The following is a 24436-nucleotide window of genomic DNA, read 5'->3' as shown; positions in this document are numbered from 1 at the left end:
CTCAATTACCAACGCACTTCAAATTTCTTACGGAGCCAGATAGCAAGGCCATTTAAACTGATCATGAGTGCAAGCAACACAATAATCGCTGCTGCTGTACGCCCTTCAAAGAAGTTACGCAATTCATTACCTTGCCATAAATAAATTTGTACAGGTAATGCAGTCGCCTGATCTAATGGCGTTGTCGGAACGCTTGCAACAAAAGCACTCATACCAATTAATAATAATGGAGCCGTTTCACCTAATGCTTGCGCCACCCCAATAATTGCACCAGTTAAAATCCCCGGTAATGCTAAAGGCAGAACATGATGGAAAATAGTTTGAACCTTTGAAGCCCCGAGACCCAAAGCGGCCTGACGAATCGAAGGAGGTACTGCTTTTAACGATGCACGTGTGGTAATGATCACGGTTGGCAGAGTCATTAGGCTCAATACCAGACCACCCACTAGCGGTGCAGATAATGGTAAATGCATCCAGCTAATAAAGATCGCTGCACCCAACAAACCAAACACGATTGAAGGAACAGCAGCCAAGTTGTTGATGTTAACTTCAATAATATCGGTCATCATGTTCTTTGGCGCAAACTCTTCAAGATAGATTGCACTTGCAACACCAATCGGAATAGAGATCACAATCACGATCAGCATCATGAACAATGAGCCCATGAATGCACCCGCCAAACCACTGGTTGCAGGAGAACTACGAGAGTCTGGGCTAAAGAACAAATTGGTATTAAAGCTATTTGTTATAACGCCTTGTGCTTTCAATTTATCTGCCAGCTGACGAACCTCTGGGCTTAACTGTTGTTGATCATCAGGTAAAGAGCGATCAATATTTCCTGCTAACCAGACGTCAACATTCGCATCTGCCAAAAATTTAATTTCTTTTTTGGTGCCAATTAAAGATGGATCTTTAAGCACCATATCACGAAGACGATAGGTTTCAGAGCTGGTATACAAACTACTTAACTCATCACGTTGAGATTCTAAAGCCTTATCTTTAGCAACCACGCCATTCACGATCAGAGCATCCCAATCCACCATGCCCATCTCTGTTTGCCAAGCCACCATACGCTCTTCAAAATGCGCGGGTGTTTCACCTGCTGTTATTTTTGGTTTTGCACCCGCATTGATAATTGCTGGATCGAAATATACAGGTACAGTTAGGCTATTTTGCCAAAATGCTGGTAAGCCCTTACTTAAAATACTACCGAAAAGTAAAGCGACAAAAGCAAGACCAATCACAACCGCAGCAAAACCAGAAAAACGGAATGCCTTTTCCTGACGATGACGCTTAGCCAAAGAGCTCTGGATTTTTCTTTTGCGCTGTTCACGTTGTTCAGCAGCTACTTTTGGATCTAACGCATCCATAGAAGTTGTATTTGATGAACTCATTCGTATTGCTCACGATATTTACGCACGATATACAGTGCAATAATGTTTAGACCCAAAGTAATGACAAACAACGTTAAACCTAGAGCAAATGCCACTAAAGCTTGCGGGCTGGCAAAGTCAGTATCGCCAGTTAATTGGTTCACAATCGTTACGGTAACTGTTGAAACGGCTTCTAAAGGATTCACATGCAGTAATGGACTATTCCCTGCTGCTAATACCACAATCATGGTCTCACCAATCGCACGAGAAGCGGCCAACAGGAATGCCCCAACAATTCCGGGTAAAGCCGCAGGTAAAACCACTTGGCGAATAGTTTCAGACTTGGTTGCCCCCAAGCCCAAAGAACCATCACGTAATGCACGTGGAACCTGTGTAATGATGTCATCTGAAAGTGAAGAAACGAATGGGATAATCATGATTCCCATTACAAAGCCTGCGGTCAGTGCACTGGTCGCATTGATATGTAAGCCGACTTGTTCACCTAACATTTTGAAGAATGGGCCAATGATCATTAAGGCAAATACACCGTAAACAATCGTTGGGATACCCGCTAATACTTCAATCGCTGGTTTTGCCCAAGCACGTAAACTAGGAGACGCATACTCTGCCAAATAGATCGCGATCATCAATCCGACTGGTACAGCAACGAGTAGTGCGATACCACTCACCATTAAGGTACCCCAGATTAAGGGTAAAATGCCGTAGCTTCCTTCTGCGTTACCAGATGTACTAAAGCCCGGGCTCCATTCGGTACCAAAGAAGAAATCAAAAGGACTGACGAAACGGAAAAAGTGCAATGCTTCATTCAGCATAGATAGCACGATACCAATCGTGGTCAGGATCGCGACGCCAGAACACAAAATCAAACCGACATTAACTGCCTTTTCAACTTGGTTACGTGCGCGGAATTGTTGACTAACATGACGTTTTGCCCAAACCAGACCTGCCAATCCAGCACTAATCACAACGGCCAATTTGGCAAAAGAACCAATGGTCTGGAATTTTGAAAGCTCTTGTGCTGCTGCTAACTCATAAGCTGCTGGCTGATCAGTTACCCCAAAACCAGAAGCCAGTGCTTGCACACGACTGGTTAATACATCACGCCCAGCCGCATCTAAAGTTGAACTTACAGAAGCAGGGATATTATTAAAAATAATATGTTGTAAAACACTTGGTTCAACCAAGTTCCAAATAATCAAAATTAAAAAAGCAGGAACACCACACCACAGCGCAACCAATGCCCCATAATACCCTGGGCGAGAATGTAGTGCTGCTGAGTTATTTCCCTTACCTGCTAGGTTACGGCTTTTGCTCAGCCCGATTTGATATGCAATTGCCACAAGGGCTAATAACACACCGATAAGTAGCAGATTCATGTAATCTCCACTGTTTTCCCAATTTTCATGATTTGAAAAAACTTAGCTAGACAAAAAGGCTGATGAACCTAAGTCTCACCAGCCTCCCTTTTAACAATATTATTTAACTGATTTACCCGCTTTGAAATCAGCTAGGATTTTTGCACGCTCTTTATCGCTTAAAGGAATCAAACCAGCTTTTTCTAATTTAGAACCTTTACCAGAAATTTTCTTGTTCAAGAAGAATTCTGCAAATTGTGGCAAGCCTTTGATTGATTTCAAGTGTTCGCCTTTCACGTAGAAGAATAATGGACGAGAAACAAGGTAGCTACCATCCAAAACTGTTTTTTCTGAAGGTGTTACACCATTTACTGTTGCTACGCGTAATTTATCGCGGTTTGAGTCATAGAAACCTAAACCAAATACACCTACAGCGTTTGGAGAAGTTTTCAAGCGAGCCAATGTTTCAGTATAGTCGCCTGCAATCTCGATCACACGGCCATCTTTACGGAAAGTTGAACATGCTTTCTTCTGGTCATCTTTACTTAAGTTTTTGTAGTAATCAAATGCTTCACAGCCCGCATCAACCATTTTCTCTTGGAAAACTTCGCGTGTACCGTGGTTAGAAGCTGGGATCACTAAAGTGATCGCTTCATTTGGTAATGATTTATCAATTTGATTCCAGTTTGTATAAGGGTTTGGAACCAATTTACCATTTGATGGTAATTGTGCAGATAATGCCATGAAGACATGAACTGGTTTTAATTTATACACTGCTTTTTTAACATTTGAAGCGAATACAATACCGTCGTAACCCACTTTGATTTCTTGTACTTGGTTTACGCCAGATTTTTTACATGTATCCAATTCTGAATCTTTAATTTGACGTGAAGCATTTGCGATATCAATCGTGTTATCGCCAACACCTTGACAGAATTGTTTCAAACCACCACCAGTACCGCCTGAACCGACAACTGGTGCTTTAAATTGAGGGAAAGTGTTGCCAAACTCTTCAGCAACAATACTTGCAAACGGTAATACAGTAGATGAACCAGCAATTTGAATCGTATCACGAGCTGCATTTGCAGTCGTTGCTACAGTTGCCCCAGATACAGCTAATGCAATTGCGATGTGACGTGGATTTAAGCGCATTCTGTTTTCTCTCATTAATGCAATTTGATTTACAACTCTTTTCAAGTTAAGTGTTGTACTTTGGTTAACTGCATTTTGAGCAGATAATATGACAATTAAGTGACAACTTTATGACGCTTTTGTGATGGTCATTTTCCACCATCTATTTTTAGCATGTGATCCGTCATAAAATCGTATTCCAGCTTTCACATTTGTCATAAATAATGAGAAATAAAAACACAACCACTTAATTTAATTAAATTTTTCTAGCATCAAAAAATCTCAATTAACAAAAAGCATCTTGGGTTAGAAGGTTAGTTTATATATGTTTTATGACAATTCTCTATAAAAAAGGACAGATACAATGCCAAATCCTGTCACAATTGAAACACAAATGATGATTCGCAAACCTGTTTCTAAGGTATTCGAAGCATTCATTGATCCTGAAATTACCTCAAAATTCTGGTTCAGCTCATCCACAGGCAAACTCGAACAAGGTCATACAGTGACTTGGACATGGGAGAAGTACCAAGTTTCTACAAAAGTCATGGTGACAAAAATAATTGCAAATGAATTGATCCAGATCCAATGGGGTGAACCCAGTAGTACCGTGGACTTTAGATTTGAAAAAATAAATGAAACGCAAACCTATCTCAGAATCCAGAACTATAATATTGCCTTACAGGGCGATGAACTCATTGCTTTTATTATTGATAGTACTGGCGGTTTTACAACAGTATTGGATAGTTTAAAAGCTTATCTGGAACATGATCTTCAACTTAACCTTGTGCATGATAAGTTCCCGCCTTTTTGAGACTCTCTCATTATTGCTGGAAATAGGTCATGCATCCGCATGCACTATTTTCATAATGCAATGCTTAAACATATTGATTGATCAGACCAACAAAGATTGTGTAGGTACGATTCGCTTTTTATCCACTAGTGATTAGGCCTGCTTTTCGATTCGACGATCCACATATTCCATATAGCCACGCCCTTCAATTACGCGTTCTTTATAGACACCTTCATAAAAATATCCACCCACATAACCATCGCCAATCCCATAAAGCATAGGGGTATCGACTTCACCTTTTAAACGAATCTCAATCTGCCCTTCCATATTTTTTACAATCCATTGAAACTGATAAGGCAATTTGATAATACGTCCATCTTCAGCCACAGCTAAACGGGACTGATAACTCAATACTTCAAATTCGGCTATTAGTCTTAAATGGTCGCTCTCAAGATTTCTGAGAAAAGCCTTATTCACTACTATTTGTCCATCAAAATGGGTTTCATTGAGTAAAAGCTGCGTGTGTTTATCTAAAGAAATAATATGATAGGTACTAAAATCCAGTGGAATCTTTTGATTTGAAAGATGAGAGGAGGAATTGAATGCCGTACAAAAGGAATATTCAAAAGCGCATAAGCCTGAAATTTTTTGCATGTCACCCTGATAATGACAATAGCCTTCATAATGAGACAATAAACTAAAATGATCAAACATGGGCGTTTGAACAAACCATGAAACTTGATCTGCATTCTTTAACCGAATATCAAGCTTAAACTCAGACTGTCGTACCACGACATGATAATCTGGATACGCTCCTTCTATCGTGATGTCTTTGCCCACTTTAAAAAATGGATTACTGGCAGAAGACTGACTATTTTGTGGAGTCGAATAACTTTGGAAATGTCGGGCCATTTTTGCAGCCGTGCCGGCCACGATCATGGCATTGTCACCCAAATCGGTTTTTAAAAATGGATCAGACTCAACTGCGTCATTCCCCGATGAACTTATAATCGAAAGAAAAGTGAAAAAATGATGCGGTGCGGGTAAATCCGGGATAATAATTCCGTAACGGCTCCAGCCGCGCTGTTGAGCCCGATGTTTAGAGTCCAAAGCATATTCTTGAAATAAAGATTGTTTAGATGAGATAGCAGGTGTGTCCAGCACTTTATGTAAAGGCTTTATAAAACTCATTAATGCAGGCCATTGATTAAACATCTTATTGTTCTCTTTTTTAAGGTGATTTCCAATACGCTTGAAATCATCTTTATTCATTTTTTATACCTGCTTATAAAATACCTAGATTTGTTGGCAAACTTTTATTGAGAAAAATCTAATTTTTAGACAAAACATGACATTTTTAAATGGCACTCTCACAGCCTGTTCCAGCACGAACAAAAAAAGGAGCTCAAATTTGAACTCCTTTTTTTCAACTGTCAGACCAGTTCAGACTCAAACATTCGGCTGAACTTCTGTCGACATCACTTCTTTTTTCTTATATTTGAACACATACACCACCGCCAAAATAGCAAGCCAGATTGGAACAAGCACCACTGCTGGTCGCATATCAGGGGTTAAGCTCATGATCAGTAAAATACCGAAGATAAAACCGATGGTGAGATAATTACTCCAAGGACTAAAAATGCTTTTAAACTTGGTCATATGTTGCTGCTGTTGCATGGCTTTTCTAAATTTAAGATGCGTCCATGAAATCATTAACCAGTTCACCACCAAAGCTGCCACTACCAGCATCATTAAAAACTGGAATGCTTTGCCTGGCATCAAGTAATTCACCACCACACAAAGTGCTGTCACGGAAGCAGAAACAATAGCTGCTGCCATTGGAATCCCACGACGATTAACCTTTTGCAGGATTTTAGGTGCATTTCCCTGCATTGCCAAACCATGTAGCATACGGCTATTACAATAAATACAGCTGTTATAAACTGAAATCGCCGCAATCAGCACCACAAAGTTCAAAACATTTGCGACACCATGGCTATCCAAGGACTGGAAAATAAGAACAAAAGGACTACCACCTTCCGCCAACTGATTCCACGGAAATAAACACAGCAATACGCCAATCGCACCGATATAGAAAATCAGGATACGATAAACAATCTGGTTCACCGCTTTAGGAATGGTTTTATCTGGATTTTTGGTCTCAGCCGCAGTAATACCAATCAACTCAAGACCACCAAAAGCAAACATGATCACCGCCATCGCCATAATAAAACCATGCATGCCGTTTGGAAAAAAGCCACCGAATTGCCATAAGTTTGCAACACTCGCTTGCGGGCCTGCACTGCCAGAGATCAATAAATAAAGTCCAAAACCAATCATGCTCAGGATGGCAATAATCTTGATACAGGAGAATAAGAACTCAGATTCTCCAAAGAAGCGGACATTGACCAGATTGATCCCGTTAATCAGTAGAAAAAAGAATAAAGCCGTGATCCATGTGGGTAGCTCGGGCCACCAAAACTGCACAAAGGTACCAATCGCACTCAGTTCGGCCATACTGACCAGCACATAAAGCACCCAATAATTCCAGCCAGACATAAAGCCAGCCATTGGGCCCCAATATTTATTGGCAAAATAACTAAAGGAACCACTCACTGGTTCCTCGACCACCATTTCACCTAAATGGCGCATAATTAAAAAAGCAATGACACCTGCCAATGCATATCCAAGTAGAACCGACGGCCCCGCCAATTTAATGGTTTGCGAGATGCCTAAAAACAATCCTGTGCCTACCGCACCACCTAGCGCAATCAACTGAATATGCCGATTGGATAGACCTTGTTTTAACTCATGTTTATTGTCTACATCCATCACTTAACTCCAATGTGTGTGTCACATCCTGTACACCTTTATGCAGCGTTAGATCCGAAGCCAATTACTCGGCTTCGAACCTCATTCGCTTTCTTATCAATTTATAAATTTGAAGACTTTCCTGTCTTCTCAATGAACTAGAACGAAATCACTTTTTGATAGGGGATCTTTTGAGAACGCTGCTTGAGAATTTCATAGCCACGATCCCCATAGTCAAAGCGTGCAATCACCGAAGCAAACTTCTTCAGGCTCAATGGCGCATCCATTGCAGGAAGCTTTAATTCGATAAAAGTCAGACCATCAAACTGATGCATCATGTCCAAGGTCTGCTTAAGTTGGCCTGCTGTTTCAACCACACAGCTCTTATATTGATGTTTGCCATTAAAGACACCTGGGATTTCGGTATAGTGCCAGTTTTGAATATCGTTATAGGCTGCATTTTCCCCCATGATCAAACGTTCGATGGTATAACCGCCATTATTCAATAAGAAGATAATGGGTTTAAGCCCATGACGGATAATGGTTGAAAGTTCCTGTACGGTTAACTGGAACGAACCATCACCAATAAACAGAATCTGACGACGTTCTGGTGCAGCCAATAAACTGCCGAGTAAAGCTGGTAAGGTATAACCGATCGAACCCCAAAGTGGCTGGGCAATATATTTAGCTGTTGCAGGTAGCTTTAAGCCTGCCAAAGCTGAGTTCGAAGTACCGACCTCTCCGATAATGACATCATCTTCTTTAAGAAAATCAGCGACCGCATTCCAGAGAATGTCTTGACTGAGCTTTTGCTGTTCTGGAACATCGATGACTTGTGGTTGTTGTTTTTCTAGAATGGGTTTGATGAGTTTGCGTGGCGCAACTTTCTTATTCAGTTCAACCAAAAGTTGTCCAATCTCAATGCCTGGATAATCCTGACCGAAAATCGTCAAGGCATAGGGTTTGATTTCAATATAATTTTCGGTGGCGATCTGATGGGTAAATACGCCCGTGCCCACATCAGAAAAACGTACCCCAACACCAATCAGGCAGTCGGATTGCTCAATGGTACTACGAACATTCGGCTGGCTTGCGCCACCAACATACGTCCCCACATAACGTGGTGAACCTTCGTCCATAATATTTTTCGCGGTGAGCATGCTGGCAAAAGGAATCGAACATTTCTGCGATAAATCATTCAGCAATGAGGTCACCCCAAATACTGACGCTTCATTATCAATTAACAATGCTGGATTTTTAGCAGAACCAATCACTTCACACAGCTTCGCCACAGCACTTTGTAGCAGCTCAGGCTCAACCGCCGGATAAGACAAATCCAACGGGCGATCTGTCACTTCAATTTTGACGTGGGTAATATCTGAAGGCAGCTGGATATGAACTGGGCGACGATCAAGAAAACACTGACGTAACACACGATCAATTTCAAATGCAGCATTGGCAGGCGTTAAACGCGTCTGTGCCACAGTGAACTCTTTCATACAGTTCATGATATTGTCGTAATTACCATCCACCAATGTGTGATGTACCAAAGTGCCCTTCTGAACCACATGCAACGGTGGAATACCTGAGATATGCACCACAGGAACATTTTCGGCATAAGCCCCTGCAATACCATTAATCGCACTTAAATCGCCCACACCATAGGTAGTGGTCAAGGCTGCAAAACCGTTGATCCGTGCATAACCGTCTGCTGCATATGCAGCGTTTAATTCATTACAATTACCAATAAATTCGAGTTGTGAGTCCGCTTCAACTTGTTCGAGATAGGAAAGGTTAAAATCACCAGGTACGCCAAAGAGGTGCAGGATACCCATTTGCTTAAGACGAAGATTTAAAAAGTCACCAATTTCTATGAACATCACTCTATATCCTTTGAGGCCATTTTTATTCCATAGAAAAATAATATTTCATCTACCTTTTAGATTTCGTGCATAATGAAAACGCATTTTAATAAAAATACAATATTTGTGTATCATAAAAGGATTTTATGCAATGGATAAGTTCGACTGGCAAATCATTCAGGCATTACAAAAGAATGGACGGCTCACCAATCAGGAAGTGGGAGATTTAATCGGTTTATCTGCTTCTCAGTGTTCCAGACGACGGCAGCTACTGGAGCAAAAAGGCGTGATTCTAGGTTATGCTGCGCGCATTCACCAACAGGCTTTAGGTTTGGAGGTGACAGCGATGATCCATATTAATCTGCGCATCCATGAAGCCAAGTCACAACAAGCATTTCAGGATTTGATTGAGGCAGAAGACAATATTCAGGATGCCTTTTCAATTAGTGGCGATGCTGATTTTATTTTAAAAGTGGTAGCGGAAAATCTGGAACAGCTTTCCCAGTTTGTCACAGAGCGGCTGCTATCTTATGGTTTTATTGGACATATTAAATCTTACATTGTGTTAAAAAAAATCAAGGAACAGAATCATTTTATGAGTAAAGCCAAAAGCCATAGCTATCACCCTGCGACTTAAGTCGAGCGATAGCGAGCATCAATAAAAACAAAAAGGCGGATATCGAATCCGCCTTAAAATTATAAAAAACTTAAACTTTATTGATATGCAGCGTTTGCCCAATGGTATTTTCCATTAACCCTTCCATACCAAATTCGGCACCGACACCAGACATTTTCCAACCACCAAAAGGTGCATGCGGTACAATTTCAGCATGGGTATTAATCCAGACTGTGCCGCATTCAAGCTGCGCTGCATAGAATTGTGCTGCTTTCAGATCACTCGACCAGATGGATCCACCCAATCCAAATTCACTCGCATTGGCGCGCGCGATCGCATCATCAATGCTGGTATATTTGAGAATCGGCAACACTGGGCCAAACTGCTCTTCTTGTACGACGCGGCATGTTTCATCCAGTCCTGTGAGAATAGTCGGTGCAATAAAATAGCCCTGTTCAGGTAATGCTTGATCACCCGATAAAGCCTTCGCGCCCTGTGTAATCGCATCAGCAATCAAAGCTTTAACTTTCTGATATTGCATCTGGTTTTGTACTGGCCCAAAGGTGGTTTCAGATGCCATGCCATCACCAAGGATTTGTGCATTGGCAATCTCAGCAAGTTTTTGTGCTAAAGCATCATATTGGCTTTCATGTACATATAGACGTTTTAAGGCAGCACAGGTTTGCCCTGCATTTAAAAATGCGACATTAAAAATACGTTGGGCAATCTGGTCGAGATCTGAATCTGGTAATACGATACCCGCATCATTACCGCCAAGCTCTAGCGTTAAATGTTTTAAGGTCTTTACTGAACCAGACATAATATGTTGGCCAGTTTTGGTCGAACCAGTAAAAACAACCTTTTTTATGTCTGGATGGGTTGATAGTGCTTCACCTATTTCGCCATCACCAACCACTATCGAGATAACACCTGCTGGCACTTCTTGCTGAATGATTTCACACAGCTTTAAAGTGGCTAAAGGTGTAAATTCAGAAGGTTTATTGATGACCACATTACCTGCACGTAAAGCAGGCATGATATGCCAGACGGCAATCATCAGCGGCCAGTTCCACGGCGTGATTGAAGCAACCACACCTAAAGGTTGATACTGACGTTCAATACGTTTCTGCTCGCTATCTTCCAAGACATCCACGGGTAAGTCCAGACTTGCGGTATAACGTGTCCAGCCAATCGCACCCTGCACTTCCATTTGTGCCAATGCCAATGGCTTACCTTGTTCCAATACTACCAATTCAGCCAAAGTTTCAGCGTGCTTTTCTATACCATCGGCAATTTTGTTGAGTATATTTTTACGTTCTTCATGCGGACAACGCTGCCAGCTTTTAAATGCTTGCTTTGCCGCAGCGATCGCTTGATTCACCTGAGCAACAGAAGCTTTGGCACAACTTGCTGCAACCGTGCCTGTTGCAGGATTAATAATATCAAGTTCACCTTGTTCACCTAAACAAGATTGACCGTCAATAATAAGTTTAAATTCGTTTTGCATATTCAATTGTTGCATGCCTTGTTCCTTCTGTTCATTGTAATCATGATTTTTGTCTTATCGAACCTACGCTATAGGCCGTAAGTACAAAATGGATGACATCTATCCATCAAAATATTGAGCATCTATCACTACAATATGGAATTTGTGCACCACAGTTTATGCATAATTATTTCTGATTCAGATTCAAAATGCACAGTTTGTGCATAACAGCTACATTTCTCTACTGAGTTATCATAAAAAACCATCGTATCGGCTGTAGACATGATTGATATGAAAACGAGGCTCAATGAATATTCATGTGTCATATCAATAACAGCCTATCTCCAACCCTAACTGCATAATTTAAGTTCAGATCCAGTGTTCTAAAAGTAGCAACACATCATTCAATTAATTGAAATTTCTTAGAACGGCTGGCTTAGTTATATTCAACACAAATGAGCCAGAAGATAAGAAGATGAACAGCAAAGTGATCGCAAGCTTTAATCCTATAGATTTACCCGTGCATATGACTTTTTCAGAGCATGATTGGCAATTGCTTGCTCAGCACTGGTATCCGATTGCGCTCGCCCGTGATATTTCGGAACAACCAACGGCAGCCATGTTGCTCGATATGCCATTGGTCATCTACAAAATGGGAGATGAACTCATTGTTGCAAAAGATGTTTGCCCACATCGTGGGGTGCCGCTGAGCCTTGGGCATCATGACGGTCAAGGCATCGTCTGTCGCTATCACGGATTACGCTTTGGGCATGAAGGTAAATGCAACCGTATTCCAGCGCATCCACAGCATAAAATTTCTGATCGCTTCCATTTAAAAACATATGCTGCCACTGAAAAGTATGGACTGATCTGGTGCTGCTTAGCAGCTGGTCCTGATGATAAACCTGTCATTCCTGACATGCCGTACTGGGATGATTCAGACTATCAGCAACTGGTATGTCCGTTTGTAGATCTGAATTGTTTTGCTGGTCGTCAGTTAGAAGGATTTATTGATGTCGCTCATTTTGCTTGGGTCCATCCTGATACTTTTGGCGACCCTGACGATGTTGAAGTGCCAGACTATAGCACCACAGAAACCAGTTATGGATTCAGTGCGGATTATATCAGCAGTGTCGGTCGCTATCCGATCGGAACAGCGCAACGTGGGCAAGACAATTTTAACTGGCTCCGACATTTTGAAATCAGCCTGCCTTTTACTGCAACGCTCACCATCCATTTCCCAAATCAAAGCAAACAGGTGATCATGAATGCCGCGTCTCCCGTAAGCGCCAGACAAACTCGGCTATTTGCACCAATCTGCCGTAATTATGACAAAGACTTACCTGTTGAGGATGCCTATACCTTTAATTTGCAAATTTTTGAAGAAGATCGACTCATTGTCGAAACACAGAAACCTGAATATCTGCCTTTGGATTTATCGATGGAAGCTCACTTTCCCGCAGATCGTAGCTCAAGCATGTATCGCCGACTTCTAAGGAAAATGGGATTCAATCCAATGTTTGCAGCCTAATCCATGCTTAAATTTAATTTTAATCCGAAATAAAAAAGAGGCCCTGAATGGACCTCTTTTTTATTTCGATGTATCTGCCAGACTGAAATTAATCAATCGCTGGAACATAAGTTCCCGCAGCAATTGCATCTTTAATACGATCAGCTTCTGCAAGCACAAGTGCCAGCAAGTTCTGAACGTTTTCAAGCGTTGCAACTGGACTTAAAGTGGTCATTTTCAATGATTGAACATTACCAACTTTAGTCACACCAATATTCGCTTCACCACGTGCAAACAGTTCATCTGCAACGTTCTGGTTCAAGCTATCGATGAATTCAGCAGGATAACCTTCTGGTACTACACGGAACAGAACTGAAGCGAATTGTGGTTCAACCAGCAATTCCAAACCTGCTGTTGCTTTAATATAATCAGCAACTTCACGTGTTAATTTCACACCATGATCGATCATTGAACCATAAAGCTCTTCGCCTAATGCTTCAACGGTCATCCATAATTTCAATGCATCAAAACGACGAGTCGTTTGCAATGATTTAGATACAAGGTTAGGTACACCGTGTTCTTCATCATAAGCAGAGTTAAGATATTCTGCTTCATAATGCATAAAGCGATAGTTGGCTTCGTCTTTCAACAAGAAAGCGCCACAGCTAATGCTTTGGAAATAATGCTTATGGAAATCAAGCGTGATTGAGTCTGATAATTCAATACCATCTAGCATTGCACGATGGTCATTTGAAAGAATCAGTGCACCGCCCCAAGCTGCATCAATGTGCATCCATGAACCATACTTCGTGGTAATGTCACGGATTTTCTTGAGTGGATCAATCGCACCAGCATCTGTCGTACCCGCAGTTGCAACAACACACGCGACGATTTTGCCTTCAGCTTGAAGATGCGCCATGGTTTTTTCCAGTGCATCGACATCCATTTGTGCATTTTCATTCACAGGCACAGTCACAACAGACTGGAAGCCCATGCCCATCATCGCCATGTTCTTTTGCACAGAGAAGTGTGCATTTTCAGAACAGATGACTTTGACGTTTTTCATTGCATCTGCCGGGATGCCATCACGCTGAACAGACCATGGCTTGCCATTTTCGTCTTTCCAGTTTTTCGAGATGCACCAGTCACGTGCCAGTAATACACCCATCAGGTTTGATTGCGTACCACCAGAAGTGAACACACCCGCCTGACCTGCACCATAACCCACTTTTTGACGAAGCCAGTCAATTAACTGTACTTCCATCAAAGAACCCGCTGGGCTTTGATCCCATGAGTCCATTGATTGGTTGGTCGCATTGATCAACACTTCCGCAATCTGGCTCATCACCATGGTTGGGCAGTGTAAATGTGCAAGTGAATGTGGATGATGTACTTTCAAGCTTTTGTTGAGGAAAAGCTCAACCATACGTTGTAACGACTGCTGTACACCCAAGCCTTCTTTTGAAGGAGCAAAAGAGATTGCTTCGCGCAAATCCTTGATGCTGCCACCGGTGTACATTTTGTCATTTTGCAACCATGCTGAAACGGCATTTACCGCCTCGCCCATTGCTGACTGATAGTCAGCAATAGATTGAGCATCATTGCAGAGTAACGCTTTACGATGTTCTGCAAAATCAACCATGAATTAGCCTCGTACTGCTTTTAATGCTTCAGCAATCGCTTTCTTGAAGCGAGCAATCACTTCAACACATTCGTCTTGGTTGATGATTAACGGGCAAAGTAAACGAATCACTGTACCGTTACGACCACCCTTCTCAAGCAATAATTTATTGTTGAAACATGCGGCTTGAATCGCTGCTGCCAACTGAGCATCTGCAGGATGAGAACCCATATGATCAGCAGGTTTACGCTCATCAATGATCTCGATACCAATCATCAAGCCACGACCGCGCACATTACCGATACATGGGAATTCTTGCACAAGTTTTTTCAACTCAGCTTGTAAGAAATCACCACGCTCTTGCGCATTCTGAGCAAGGTTTTGCTCTTTGATCACTTGAAGTGATGCCAAACCTGTACCCATTGCAAGTTGGTTACCGCGGAATGTACCCGAGTGTGTACCTGGCTGCCATGCATCAAACTTACGTTTAATACCTAATACTGCAAGTGGTAAGCTACCACCAACCGCCTTAGACATCACCACAACATCAGGCTCGATTCCTGCATGTTCAAAAGCAAACATTTTGCCTGAACGTGCGAAACCAGCTTGAACTTCGTCCAAGATTAAAACGATGTTGTGCTTTTCAGTCACTTCACGGATTTTTTTCAACCATTTTACAGGTGCAGTCACAACACCACCTTCACCCTGAATCGCTTCAAGAATGACAGCAGCAGGCTTGGTTACACCGCTTTCAACATCTTCAATGAAGTTTTCAAAGTAGTATGTCAAAGCATCAACACCCGCTTCACCACCTAAACCAAGTGGGCAACGATATTCATGTGGGTATGGCATAAACTGAACGCCTGGCATTAAGCCATTCACAGCATTCTTCGCAGACAGGTTACCTGTCATTGCAAGCGCGCCGTGCGTCATACCATGGTAGCCACCAGAGAAACTAATCACTGAGCTACGACCCGTATAGGTTTTTGCTAATTTAATTGCTGCTTCTGTACCATCTGCACCTGTTGGGCCACAGAATTGTAAGCAATACTCTTCTTTACCGCCTGGCAAATAAGCCAGCAGCGCTTCAGTAAACGCATCTTTTAAAGGAGTCGTTAAGTCTAAAGTATGCAATGGCAAACCACTTGCCAATGTGTCTTGAATACTTTGAATCACCGCAGGATGATTATGGCCTAAAGCCAATGTTCCTGCCCCAGCTAAACAATCAAGGTACTCTGTACCTTCAACATCAGTAACCCAGCAGCCTTGTGCTTTCGCTATCGCTAACGGTAATTTACGTGGATAACTACGAACATTTGATTCCATCTGACTTTGGCGAGTCAGATAATATTCGTTGGTTGCATTAGCGGCAGGATTTACGGAAGTAACGCTCATATCGAATTACCATCTCTGATATGGGTGAAAGAAATAAGTCTGGTGACTTGCGGTCGTTTGACTCGGTGCTTTTTAGAATCTAGTGTAGACACTTGTTTATATCTTTCAACTAGGAGCGAGATGATACCTAATTTTGCAAGAAAATAAACACTTTTTATGCCTGACAGTCATCTAATCTTATTGAAAAAATGTATCATTCCAATAACTATGATGAATTATGATCATACTATGTGACAAGCGGAAGAAAGTAAGCTTTTTTAAATCCCACTTCCATTTTTAGATAAATGGTCAAATCAATCGATCTAATTAATTAATTTTTAAAGTTTTTCACTTTATTTTTCTGTTGCAAAACACTGCTAATCCCTTACAAAGTCACCACAAAATATGCAGAAGTTCACCATCAGTTCTTTTTAATATCAAATCTGTAAAAAATAAATTTTCAACATCAAATTCTAAGGAAAATTTTATGCGTACTTTAGCACTTGCTACATTGATGATCGGAGCTGCACTCAGCCCAACTCTTTTTGCTCATGAGACAGAGAATTTGAACTATAACATTGTAAATATTCAGGCAGATGCCTCACGTCAGGTCGCAAATGATGAAATGCGTGCCGTACTCTTTATTGAAAAAAGCAACAAACAACCTGCTGAACTATCAAACCAGATCAATCAACTGATGAATCAGGCGCAAGCAATTGCACGTAAATATAATCAGGTCAAGGTCGAAACAGGTACACAAAGCACCTACCCTGTTTATGACAATGACAGTAATAAGCTGAAAGAATGGCGTGCCCGTGCCGAGATCCAACTTGAAAGTAAAGACTTTAAAGCAGCGAGCCAATTGATCAGCGAGTTACAGCAAACCTTCCAAACGCAATCTATTAACTTTACCGTGTCTGATGAACAGCGTAAAAAAGTTGAAAATGAGCTGATGATTGAAGCATCGAAAAACTTCCAGCAACGTGCTCAAGCGATTACCCAAGCATGGAATAAAGGTCAATATAATCTGGTGAGCTTGAATCTCAATACCAGTAACTATTTCCCGCAACCGATGATGCGTGGTGGTGGTATGGCTAAGTTTGCGATGGCTGAAGCTGCACCTGCACAGGATATGGCTGCTGGTGAATCAAAAATTACCGTCAGCGCCAACGGTTCGATCCAGTTTAAATAATCTGTCTTTTCAGTAAAAACCGTGCTCAAGCACGGTTTTTTGTTGTTTGAAATAGCCAAAAATACCTTTAGCAAAAAAACAATGAACTTAACTCATCTCATAGTTATAAGTGATAATCGTTCTTATTTTATTTCTTTAAATAAGCGATTAAGATTCGGGGAAATTTACAGCATTTGCTCATCTTATGAAACCTGTCACCAATTCTGCTGCATCTAAGAAATTTCAGCCCTCAACCCTAAGCCTCACCATCGCTATTCTATGTAGTGGAGTTTCTCATACAACATTTGCCAATGAAGAATCCCCTGTTGAAACTCAAACACTTGCAACGATTTCTGTTAAAGCTCAAGGCAACTGGCTGGAAAATGCCAATGCAGAAAAGGTACAGCAACATGCAGGCGCACGCAGCATTATTGATCGTAAACGCTTGGATGAAATCGCAACCACTTCGATTCGTGATGCATTAAAACAAATTCCAGGAGTTCAAGTTCAGGACAGCAATGGTACAGGCGGCAGTGATGTTTCTTTAAATATTGGTGTGCGCGGCCTCACCTCTCGTTTATCGCCTCGCTCCACTGTGCTTATGGATGGTGTCCCGCTTTCTTTTGCACCTTATGGTCAACCACAATTATCTTTAGCCCCTGTGTCTATGGGTAATATTGAATCTGTAGATGTGGTTCGCGGCGCGGGTTCTGTTCGTTTTGGGCCACAAAACGTGGGTGGAATCATTAACTTCACAACACGTGCCATTCCACAAGAGTTTTCGGGCTCAGTGGGTTTAACCACTGAGTTTGCAACAGGAACTGACCAACTCAAATATACGCCTAATTTATTTATTGGTGGTACTTTAGATAATGGCTTAGGTTTGGCCTTACTCTATTCGGGTACCAAAGGTGATGGCTATCGTGAAGCCAATAATAAAATTGATATCGATGATGTCATGTTAAAAACTGCCTACCAATGGACCGATCAGGATGCAATTGCTGTCAATCTTCATCATTATGAAGGCCGTGGCGAAATGCCAGAAGGCTTAACTACAGCACAATTTGCCGACAATCCTTATCAATCGAATCAAAACCGTAATTATTTCGCCGGTCGTCGCTCTGATATTTCTGTCAAATATAGCCATAAAGATGAACTCAATAACTTTGAAGTCTTGGGCTATTACGTCGACTCTTTCCGTACTAGCGATTTAGAATCTATTTCAGATAATGGCACAAGTCGTATTAGCAACTCCCCTCGTGACTATAAATATTTTGGGATTGAGCCCCGCTATTCACGTGCCTATAGCTGGGGCAGCATGGATAACGAAGTCACTGTTGGCTATCGTTATTTACAAGAAGAAAGCTCTGAGTTTTCAGGACGTACAGATTCATACAATACCATTACAGGTACTCCAGGCGAACGTATTGCCAATACCACCAGTGAAGGTGGCACCAAAGCCCATGCAGTATATATTGACAACCGTTTTGGTATGGGCAATTGGGTCGTTACTCCGGGTGTTCGTTTCGAGTCGATTGATACTCATAATGATTTCACTGCCTATCAAAAAGGCGTTGCAATCAATACTGTTCATCCAAAAATCAGATCAGATGAATTTTTACCAAGTTTAGCGGTACTTTATAAAGCCAACGAAAACTGGAATATCTTTGCCAATGCAGGCGTTTCATTTGGTCCGCAACAATATAACCAGTTGGTCACCACCAGAACAATTGATGGTAACAATACTGCGGTTACGACATTGGATGGCTTACATCCAGAAAAATCTAAAAACTATGAAATCGGCACCAAGTACCTAGGCAATGGACTAAGTGCTGAATTGACTGTCTTCTATTTAGATTTCGATAAAGAATTGATGTTAGAGCGACCTGATAATATCGGGACAGGAATTTGGACAGATTTAGGTGCAACCAGTCATAAAGGCGTTGAGACTGGGATCAGCTATGATTTCGGACAACTTGCAGATGTACTGGAAGGTTTCAAAGTCTATGGTAACTATACCTTTACCAAAGCAACCTCCGAAGCAGGAAAATTTGAAGGTAAAGATCTTCCCTACTACTCACGCCATGTAGGCAATTTAGGTATGGCTTATCAAATAGACAACTGGTCGGTCAATGCCGATATGTTTGCCCAATCGAAACAACATGCCCCAGGTTCAGGTGATATTTATCAAATTGTAGAAACCGCGGATGGTCGTACAGGTGATATCCCAGGTTATTCAACCTTTGCGGTACGCGCGGGTTACAATTTTAGTAATCAGCTTAAAGGCTTAAAAGTTGCAGGCGGTATAAAGAACGTGTTTGATAAGCAATATTATACCCGTTCATCAGATTCAACGGGCGGTAAATATGTGGGTCAACCACGAACCATTTTCTTGCAAACCTCTTATGATTTCTAAATAAAAGAAAGCCGAACTTTTGAGTTCGGCTTTTTATTTGCACATGTCATCGCAAAGTTTTTTAATTACAGCAACGTAACTATTATTTATTCATTGCAAAATAATTTTCCAGTTCAGTCAAATCGGGCAGTTCATCAAATGCCACCCGCATTTCAGATGCTTTTGCCCAACTGACTGCCGAATTCTTACAAAAATTTAACTCAAGTTCAGGTGTAAATTCTTCGAGAATGAGCCCCAAAGGAATCCACATAATTTTTGGATTGATAGCCAGTGCATTAGGAACAGGTGAACCACACTGTTTGCAAAAACAACTGGTAAACCCAGTATCCTTGATATAGGTTTGAATGAATGGTTCGCCTTGCTGCCATTGAAATGATTGTGCTTGAACAAAAGTGGATGCATTCGATGCAGCCCCACTCTGCTTACGACAAAGACTACAATAACAACGATACATCATTTTGATATTTGTCACAGAAAACTGAAAGCTCACTGCCCCACACAGACAAGCCCCTGTAAATTGTATCTTCTGATGGTTTGCTCTCATCAATGATAATCCTGATTGTTGTTATCTGATTGAGCTTGACTCAAATGTTGTAATGAATCCCAAGCTGCTTGAGCCAAAGTCTCACGATACACTTTGGGATTAGTTACGACTTTTCCAGAGAGCCAAGCGCGGCAATAACTTTCAGTTGCACCAATCACCAAAGACATCATTAGCTCTGTTGGCACTGATTTTAATAAACTGGCATCAGCATAGTTAGAAATATAGCCAATGATGTTTTGATTTCTGAGTTTATTTTTGTTATTTAAGACTTGTCGATATTCACCCTGCCGTACATTCAGATGGGCAAACAAAAGAAATTGCGCAAACTTGGGCTGATCAGAGACCCAGTCGGTATAACTATAAATCAGCGCATAGAGTAGTCCTTTGAGTGATTTTGCTTCTTTTAAGTATTGGTCACGCAATAGTGCTTGATCATCCAACGCAGCAAACACCAGTGCTGCAATCACCCCTTCTTTATTCTTAAAATGATGATAAATCGCCCCCACGCTACTGTCAGATTTGTCACGAATCATTTCAATACTGGTGGTGTCCAAACCATATTCAAGAAAGCACGACAAAGCATCCTGCAAAATCTGTCGTTTTAATAAAGACCTGCGTTGTGGATATAAACGTTCTAATAATTGCTGAGCTGCCTGCATGCTTTCATCAAAATAACCAATAATCGGAACTATTGTGTATGACTTGACCATAGCTTGTAAACAGAATTATATTCTGTTTAAGAATTTAATTCTGTATCAGGACATTTAAAATGGCAAGCACCTTAGATTTATGGAATAAAGTATCGGTCTTACCTGCTGGTAAATGGACATTCACCCGAATGTTGTGCCTTAAAGCACCGTATTTCAGCAGTATCTCTCCCTTATTTGAGGAGCTAAAACCCAATTCCTGCAAAATTAGTATCAAGAAAAAACGGAACGTGTTGAATCATATTGGTACGGTACATGCGATCGCGATGTGTAATATGGCAGAACTTGCGGGTGGGACCATGACTGAAGTGACAGTACCCACAACCCATCGCTGGATTCCCAAAGACATGACGGTTAAATATTTAAAGAAGGCTGAAACCGATCTGATTGCGATTGCTAGCCCTGTTTATGAGCATTACGATTGGGACAAAGCTGGTGAATACTTGGTCAATGTTGATGTATTGGATCAACTCAATGAAAAAGTTTTCCACGCCACCATTACCATGTGGATTTCAAAAAAGAAGAAATAAAATAAGAAAGCCCTGACATTGATCAGGGCTTTGTTTTAACTGAACAGTTTACTTTTTAAATGGCAGTGCATATTTAAAAATACGCCCGACCACTTCACCAAACTGTTTCACAAAGCTGGCATTGTTATAATTCAAACCATACTTTTCACAGACTGCCTGTACTTTAGGTGCAACCTGACGGTAGCGGCGTGCAGGAATATCTGGGAATAAATGATGCTCAATCTGATGGCTCAAATGTCCCGTTAAAATATGAAAGGCTTCTGAACCCGTCAGGTTTGATGAACCGCGAATCTGGCGCATATACCAGTGTCCACGACTTTCATCCTGCAACACAGCTTTAGGGAACACCTCGACATCTTTGGTAAAATGTCCACAGAAAATAATACTGAAGGTCCAGACATTACGGATTCCGTTTGCCACCAAATTGCCTGTAAATACAGGAATCGCAGAAGGCCCTGCAATCAAAGGAAAGAACACATAGTCCTTAAACATTTGCTTGAGGATTTTCTTCTGTGCAGGCTGCCATTCACGTTTAAATTGCGCGATGGTTTTACGCTTATACAATACTTTGCCCAACTCCAGATTCTGGATCGCTACGCCCCACTGGAACAATAAGCTAAATGGCACAATATACATTGGTTGAATCAAGGTGAATTTAGACCAGCGTTGTTCTGGAAATAAACGGAATACCCCGTAGCCCACATCATCATCCATACCTTTAATATTGGTATAAGTATGGTGTTTGTAGTTATGGGTTTGGCGCCAGTTATCAGAAGTACCAACAGTGTCCCATTCATAGGTTTGACCATTGAATTTTGGATCATTCATCCAGTCATATTGACCGTGCATGACATTATGACCCAGCTCCATATTTTCCATGATCTTGGCAAAGCCGAGTAAGCCTGTGCCCACTAACCATGCTGGCGGAAACCAGCCCAGAAATAAGCAGGCACGACCCAACATGCTGCTATAACGAATCGTGGAATAGACACGGCGAATGTATTTCGCATCTTTCTCGCCAATATCGTCCAATACTTCTTGTTTAATTTGATCGAGTTCACGAGCAAACGCATCTAACTCGGCAGCAGTGAGATCACGATTTTTAGGATTTTTGAAAAATTCAATTTTAACAGGCATGTTCATAATCAATTTCTCTCTTATAGATCAATCACAAGATCAGACTGGGCTGAATTGACACAAATTTTTAGTAACTGAGCAGGTTCATTATTAGCCGCGCCATTCAATAGGTTTTTGGTCGCACCTTGCGCCTTGTTGCAGGCACATTTATTACAGATTCCCATCCGGCAACCGTGATTCGGTTTAATACCTTGATGCTCCAGACTGGAGAGAATCGACTGGCCTTTCGGAATCGCAATCGTCTTATTGGATTGCGTCAAGGTCACATTAATAAAACCCGTCTCAGTGCTATCTTCCGCAAACTGGCTCAAACTAAAGGCTTCTGTTTGCAGTGCTGCGGCATCTTTAAACAGGCTTTCCGCCGATGCTGCAAAACCTGATGGCCCGCATGCATAAACCGTGGTATCGCTCAACGTGGTGAATTGATCCACATGGCTTTGATTTAAACGCTGATCTTGTTCTTGGGTATAAAAAATCTGATAACTAAAATTAGAGAAGTTTTCTGACACTTCTTTCAGATATTCAACATAAGCTGCGTCTGCCTGAGTCTTGACCCAATACATCAATTGAACTGTATGTGTATTCAATTGTTTAGACTGGCACAAGGCTTCAATAAGACTCAGCATCGGCGTAATGCCGCTACCAGCTGCCAACAATAATAAATTAGGCGTATCAATGGCTTGTTGCATTTCACCATAAGGTTGTCCCAAACGGAGGACATGACCAGTTTGGCTGTGCTCAACCAACCACGAACTTACCAGACCTTGATCCACTCTTTTAACAGTTAAACATAAGTGATCTGCATCAATCTGCATCAGGCTATAAGTACGCTCGTAATGACGACCTTCAATCTCAACCGTTACAGGATGGTGCTGCCCTGCCATACCTCGTACCACATGACGGTTGCACTGTAAAATCAGGCTGACTGTATCCTTTGCCACATTTTGTTTTTTTACGATTTTGGCAAGTGGCTGATTGATTGACCACAATGGATTGATTTTCTGTAACCAAAAATTGGCGTCATGGCTGTTCATTACACTTTGAGCCAACGAATTAAATAGAGAATTTCTCTTTTCAATTGCTTGCATGAGCAGTTTTACTCTGGTTGTTTGCTAATTATTATACATATGTATATATATTTGTATATACACTCGTATAAGAATTTACATTTCACAAGTACAACGACAATCGCTATAATCCCGAGTAGCTTACTTATATATTGAAAATAATGGTTCATTCTTCTTTTTTACCGCTCGACCATGACACCGTAAACGAACAAGATGTCATTCCCATGAAATCTCCTGTACGTTCGGTGGGTAGGAAAGCAACGATTACAAAAGAAGAGTTGTTTCAAGCCACGCTGAATCTGATCGGCCCGCAAAAAAGTATCGCATCTCTCAGTTTACGTGAAATTGCACGTGAAGCTGGTATTGCACCAAACAGCTTTTATCGTCATTTCAAAGATATTGATGAACTGGCCATTGCATTGATTGATCAATCTGGTCTGGTACTTCGTCGCATTATTCGCGAAGCACGGTTACAGGCTTCCAAGCAGCAAAGCATTATTCGTAGTTCGGTTGAAGTGTTTATTCAACAACTGAATACCGACGAAGGCAATCTGAGTCTGTTATTGCGCGAAGGCTATACAGGTTCAACGTCATATAAAGCTGCAGTTGATCGCCAGCTTAATTTCTTCCAGCAAGAACTGCAAGAAGACCTAATCCGTTTAGAACGCTTAAATAACAGCAAAATCAGTCATGCTGATCTGGCTGCCAAAGCCATTACCCAACTGGTATTTAACATGGGTGCGAAAGTGATTGATCTACCTGTGGAGCAACGTACTGAAGTTGCGGAACAGACCATGGTGATGATCCGTATGATTTTAGAAGGCGCTCGTCATATTCATGAAACGGAAATTGATTAATTCTTTGCATCGCAATACGATAGATCTCAGCAAAATTATATTTTGTCTCTTAGC

20 protein-coding genes are annotated in these 24436 nt (G+C 41.4%); 7 read left to right on the top strand and 13 right to left on the bottom strand.

What is annotated here, in order from left to right; all coding sequences use genetic code 11:
* Window positions 1–5 precede the first annotated feature (5 nt).
* The 3 genes from pstA to IEV36_RS06410 all read right to left on the bottom strand — a co-directional run bounded on the left by pstA (window position 6) and on the right by IEV36_RS06410 (window position 3901).
* Complete coding sequence (pstA, locus tag IEV36_RS06420; protein WP_005258940.1) at window positions 6–1394, bottom strand: phosphate ABC transporter permease PstA; 1389 nt, start codon at window positions 1392–1394, stop codon at window positions 6–8.
* Window positions 1391–2770 carry a phosphate ABC transporter permease subunit PstC gene (gene pstC / locus IEV36_RS06415; protein WP_004770234.1) on the bottom strand — a complete coding sequence of 460 codons (1380 nt, stop codon included), beginning with the start codon at window positions 2768–2770 and terminating at the stop codon, window positions 1391–1393. The genes pstA and pstC overlap by 4 nt, the downstream gene beginning before the upstream one ends.
* Window positions 2771–2869: 99 nt before the next feature.
* Entirely contained in the window at window positions 2870–3901 is a 1032-nt protein-coding gene (locus IEV36_RS06410) for a substrate-binding domain-containing protein (protein ID WP_005258941.1), read from the bottom strand.
* A 343-nt stretch (window positions 3902–4244) separates the two neighbouring features.
* Between IEV36_RS06410 and IEV36_RS06405 the strand changes: the two genes are divergently transcribed.
* Entirely contained in the window at window positions 4245–4694 is a 450-nt protein-coding gene (locus IEV36_RS06405; RefSeq protein ID WP_005258942.1) for an SRPBCC family protein, read from the top strand.
* A gap of 132 nt (window positions 4695–4826) precedes the next feature.
* On the opposite strand, the gene IEV36_RS06400 is transcribed toward IEV36_RS06405, so the two are convergent.
* From IEV36_RS06400 to IEV36_RS06390, 3 genes are all read right to left on the bottom strand, one after another.
* Window positions 4827–5945 carry a DUF6670 family protein gene (locus tag IEV36_RS06400; protein ID WP_005258943.1) on the bottom strand — a complete coding sequence of 373 codons (1119 nt, stop codon included), beginning with the start codon at window positions 5943–5945 and terminating at the stop codon, window positions 4827–4829.
* 177 nt (window positions 5946–6122) lie between these two features.
* Window positions 6123–7505, bottom strand: coding sequence for an amino acid permease (locus IEV36_RS06395; RefSeq protein WP_005258944.1), 1383 nt, complete (start codon window positions 7503–7505; stop codon window positions 6123–6125).
* A gap of 137 nt (window positions 7506–7642) precedes the next feature.
* Entirely contained in the window at window positions 7643–9364 is a 1722-nt protein-coding gene (locus IEV36_RS06390; protein ID WP_005258945.1) for an alpha-keto acid decarboxylase family protein, read from the bottom strand.
* Window positions 9365–9497: 133 nt separating this feature from the next.
* On the opposite strand from IEV36_RS06390, the gene IEV36_RS06385 reads away from it, so the two are divergent.
* Window positions 9498–9983 carry an Lrp/AsnC family transcriptional regulator gene (locus IEV36_RS06385; RefSeq protein WP_004770243.1) on the top strand — a complete coding sequence of 162 codons (486 nt, stop codon included), beginning with the start codon at window positions 9498–9500 and terminating at the stop codon, window positions 9981–9983.
* A 70-nt stretch (window positions 9984–10053) separates the two neighbouring features.
* Here IEV36_RS06385 and IEV36_RS06380 read toward each other — a convergent pair whose 3' ends face one another.
* Entirely contained in the window at window positions 10054–11484 is a 1431-nt protein-coding gene (locus IEV36_RS06380) for an aldehyde dehydrogenase family protein (RefSeq protein WP_005258946.1), read from the bottom strand.
* 439 nt (window positions 11485–11923) lie between these two features.
* On the opposite strand from IEV36_RS06380, the gene IEV36_RS06375 reads away from it, so the two are divergent.
* A complete protein-coding gene (locus IEV36_RS06375) occupies window positions 11924–12979 on the top strand; it encodes a Rieske 2Fe-2S domain-containing protein (protein WP_005258948.1) in 1056 nt (351 codons plus the stop codon).
* Window positions 12980–13067: 88 nt separating this feature from the next.
* On the opposite strand, the gene IEV36_RS06370 is transcribed toward IEV36_RS06375, so the two are convergent.
* Both IEV36_RS06370 and IEV36_RS06365 read right to left on the bottom strand, forming a co-directional pair.
* A complete protein-coding gene (locus IEV36_RS06370; RefSeq protein WP_005258950.1) occupies window positions 13068–14600 on the bottom strand; it encodes a pyridoxal phosphate-dependent decarboxylase family protein in 1533 nt (510 codons plus the stop codon).
* A gap of 3 nt (window positions 14601–14603) precedes the next feature.
* Window positions 14604–15974 (bottom strand): diaminobutyrate--2-oxoglutarate transaminase, encoded by a 1371-nt coding sequence (locus tag IEV36_RS06365; protein ID WP_005258952.1) that lies wholly within the window; start codon window positions 15972–15974, stop codon window positions 14604–14606.
* A 466-nt stretch (window positions 15975–16440) separates the two neighbouring features.
* On the opposite strand from IEV36_RS06365, the gene IEV36_RS06360 reads away from it, so the two are divergent.
* The gene (locus tag IEV36_RS06360) at window positions 16441–17145 is read left to right on the top strand and encodes an SIMPL domain-containing protein (RefSeq protein ID WP_005258954.1); all 705 of its coding nucleotides are present in this window, start codon (window positions 16441–16443) and stop codon (window positions 17143–17145) included.
* Between the two features lie 184 nt (window positions 17146–17329).
* Window positions 17330–19540 (top strand): TonB-dependent receptor family protein, encoded by a 2211-nt coding sequence (locus IEV36_RS06355; RefSeq protein WP_005258956.1) that lies wholly within the window; start codon window positions 17330–17332, stop codon window positions 19538–19540.
* Between the two features lie 82 nt (window positions 19541–19622).
* On the opposite strand, the gene IEV36_RS06350 is transcribed toward IEV36_RS06355, so the two are convergent.
* Together IEV36_RS06350 and IEV36_RS06345 are read right to left on the bottom strand one after the other, a co-directional pair.
* The gene (locus tag IEV36_RS06350; protein ID WP_005258958.1) at window positions 19623–20084 is read right to left on the bottom strand and encodes a GFA family protein; all 462 of its coding nucleotides are present in this window, start codon (window positions 20082–20084) and stop codon (window positions 19623–19625) included.
* Window positions 20084–20743: a TetR/AcrR family transcriptional regulator gene (locus tag IEV36_RS06345; protein WP_032863955.1), complete on the bottom strand. Its 660-nt coding sequence runs from the start codon at window positions 20741–20743 to the stop codon at window positions 20084–20086. Before IEV36_RS06345 ends, IEV36_RS06350 begins: the two co-directional genes overlap by 1 nt.
* A gap of 110 nt (window positions 20744–20853) precedes the next feature.
* On the opposite strand from IEV36_RS06345, the gene IEV36_RS06340 reads away from it, so the two are divergent.
* Window positions 20854–21321: a hotdog fold domain-containing protein gene (locus IEV36_RS06340; RefSeq protein WP_005258961.1), complete on the top strand. Its 468-nt coding sequence runs from the start codon at window positions 20854–20856 to the stop codon at window positions 21319–21321.
* 48 nt (window positions 21322–21369) lie between these two features.
* On the opposite strand, the gene IEV36_RS06335 is transcribed toward IEV36_RS06340, so the two are convergent.
* Together IEV36_RS06335 and IEV36_RS06330 are read right to left on the bottom strand one after the other, a co-directional pair.
* Window positions 21370–22464 carry a fatty acid desaturase family protein gene (locus IEV36_RS06335; RefSeq protein ID WP_004770259.1) on the bottom strand — a complete coding sequence of 365 codons (1095 nt, stop codon included), beginning with the start codon at window positions 22462–22464 and terminating at the stop codon, window positions 21370–21372.
* 14 nt (window positions 22465–22478) lie between these two features.
* A complete protein-coding gene (locus tag IEV36_RS06330; RefSeq protein WP_005258964.1) occupies window positions 22479–23546 on the bottom strand; it encodes a ferredoxin reductase in 1068 nt (355 codons plus the stop codon).
* A gap of 140 nt (window positions 23547–23686) precedes the next feature.
* On the opposite strand from IEV36_RS06330, the gene fabR reads away from it, so the two are divergent.
* Window positions 23687–24382: an HTH-type transcriptional repressor FabR gene (fabR, locus tag IEV36_RS06325; protein ID WP_005258967.1), complete on the top strand. Its 696-nt coding sequence runs from the start codon at window positions 23687–23689 to the stop codon at window positions 24380–24382.
* Window positions 24383–24436 lie beyond the last annotated feature (54 nt).

It is taken from the genome of Acinetobacter vivianii (genome assembly GCF_014635885.1).
Classification (GTDB): domain Bacteria; phylum Pseudomonadota; class Gammaproteobacteria; order Pseudomonadales; family Moraxellaceae; genus Acinetobacter; species Acinetobacter vivianii.
This window is presented reverse-complemented; position numbering and strand designations above follow the sequence as displayed.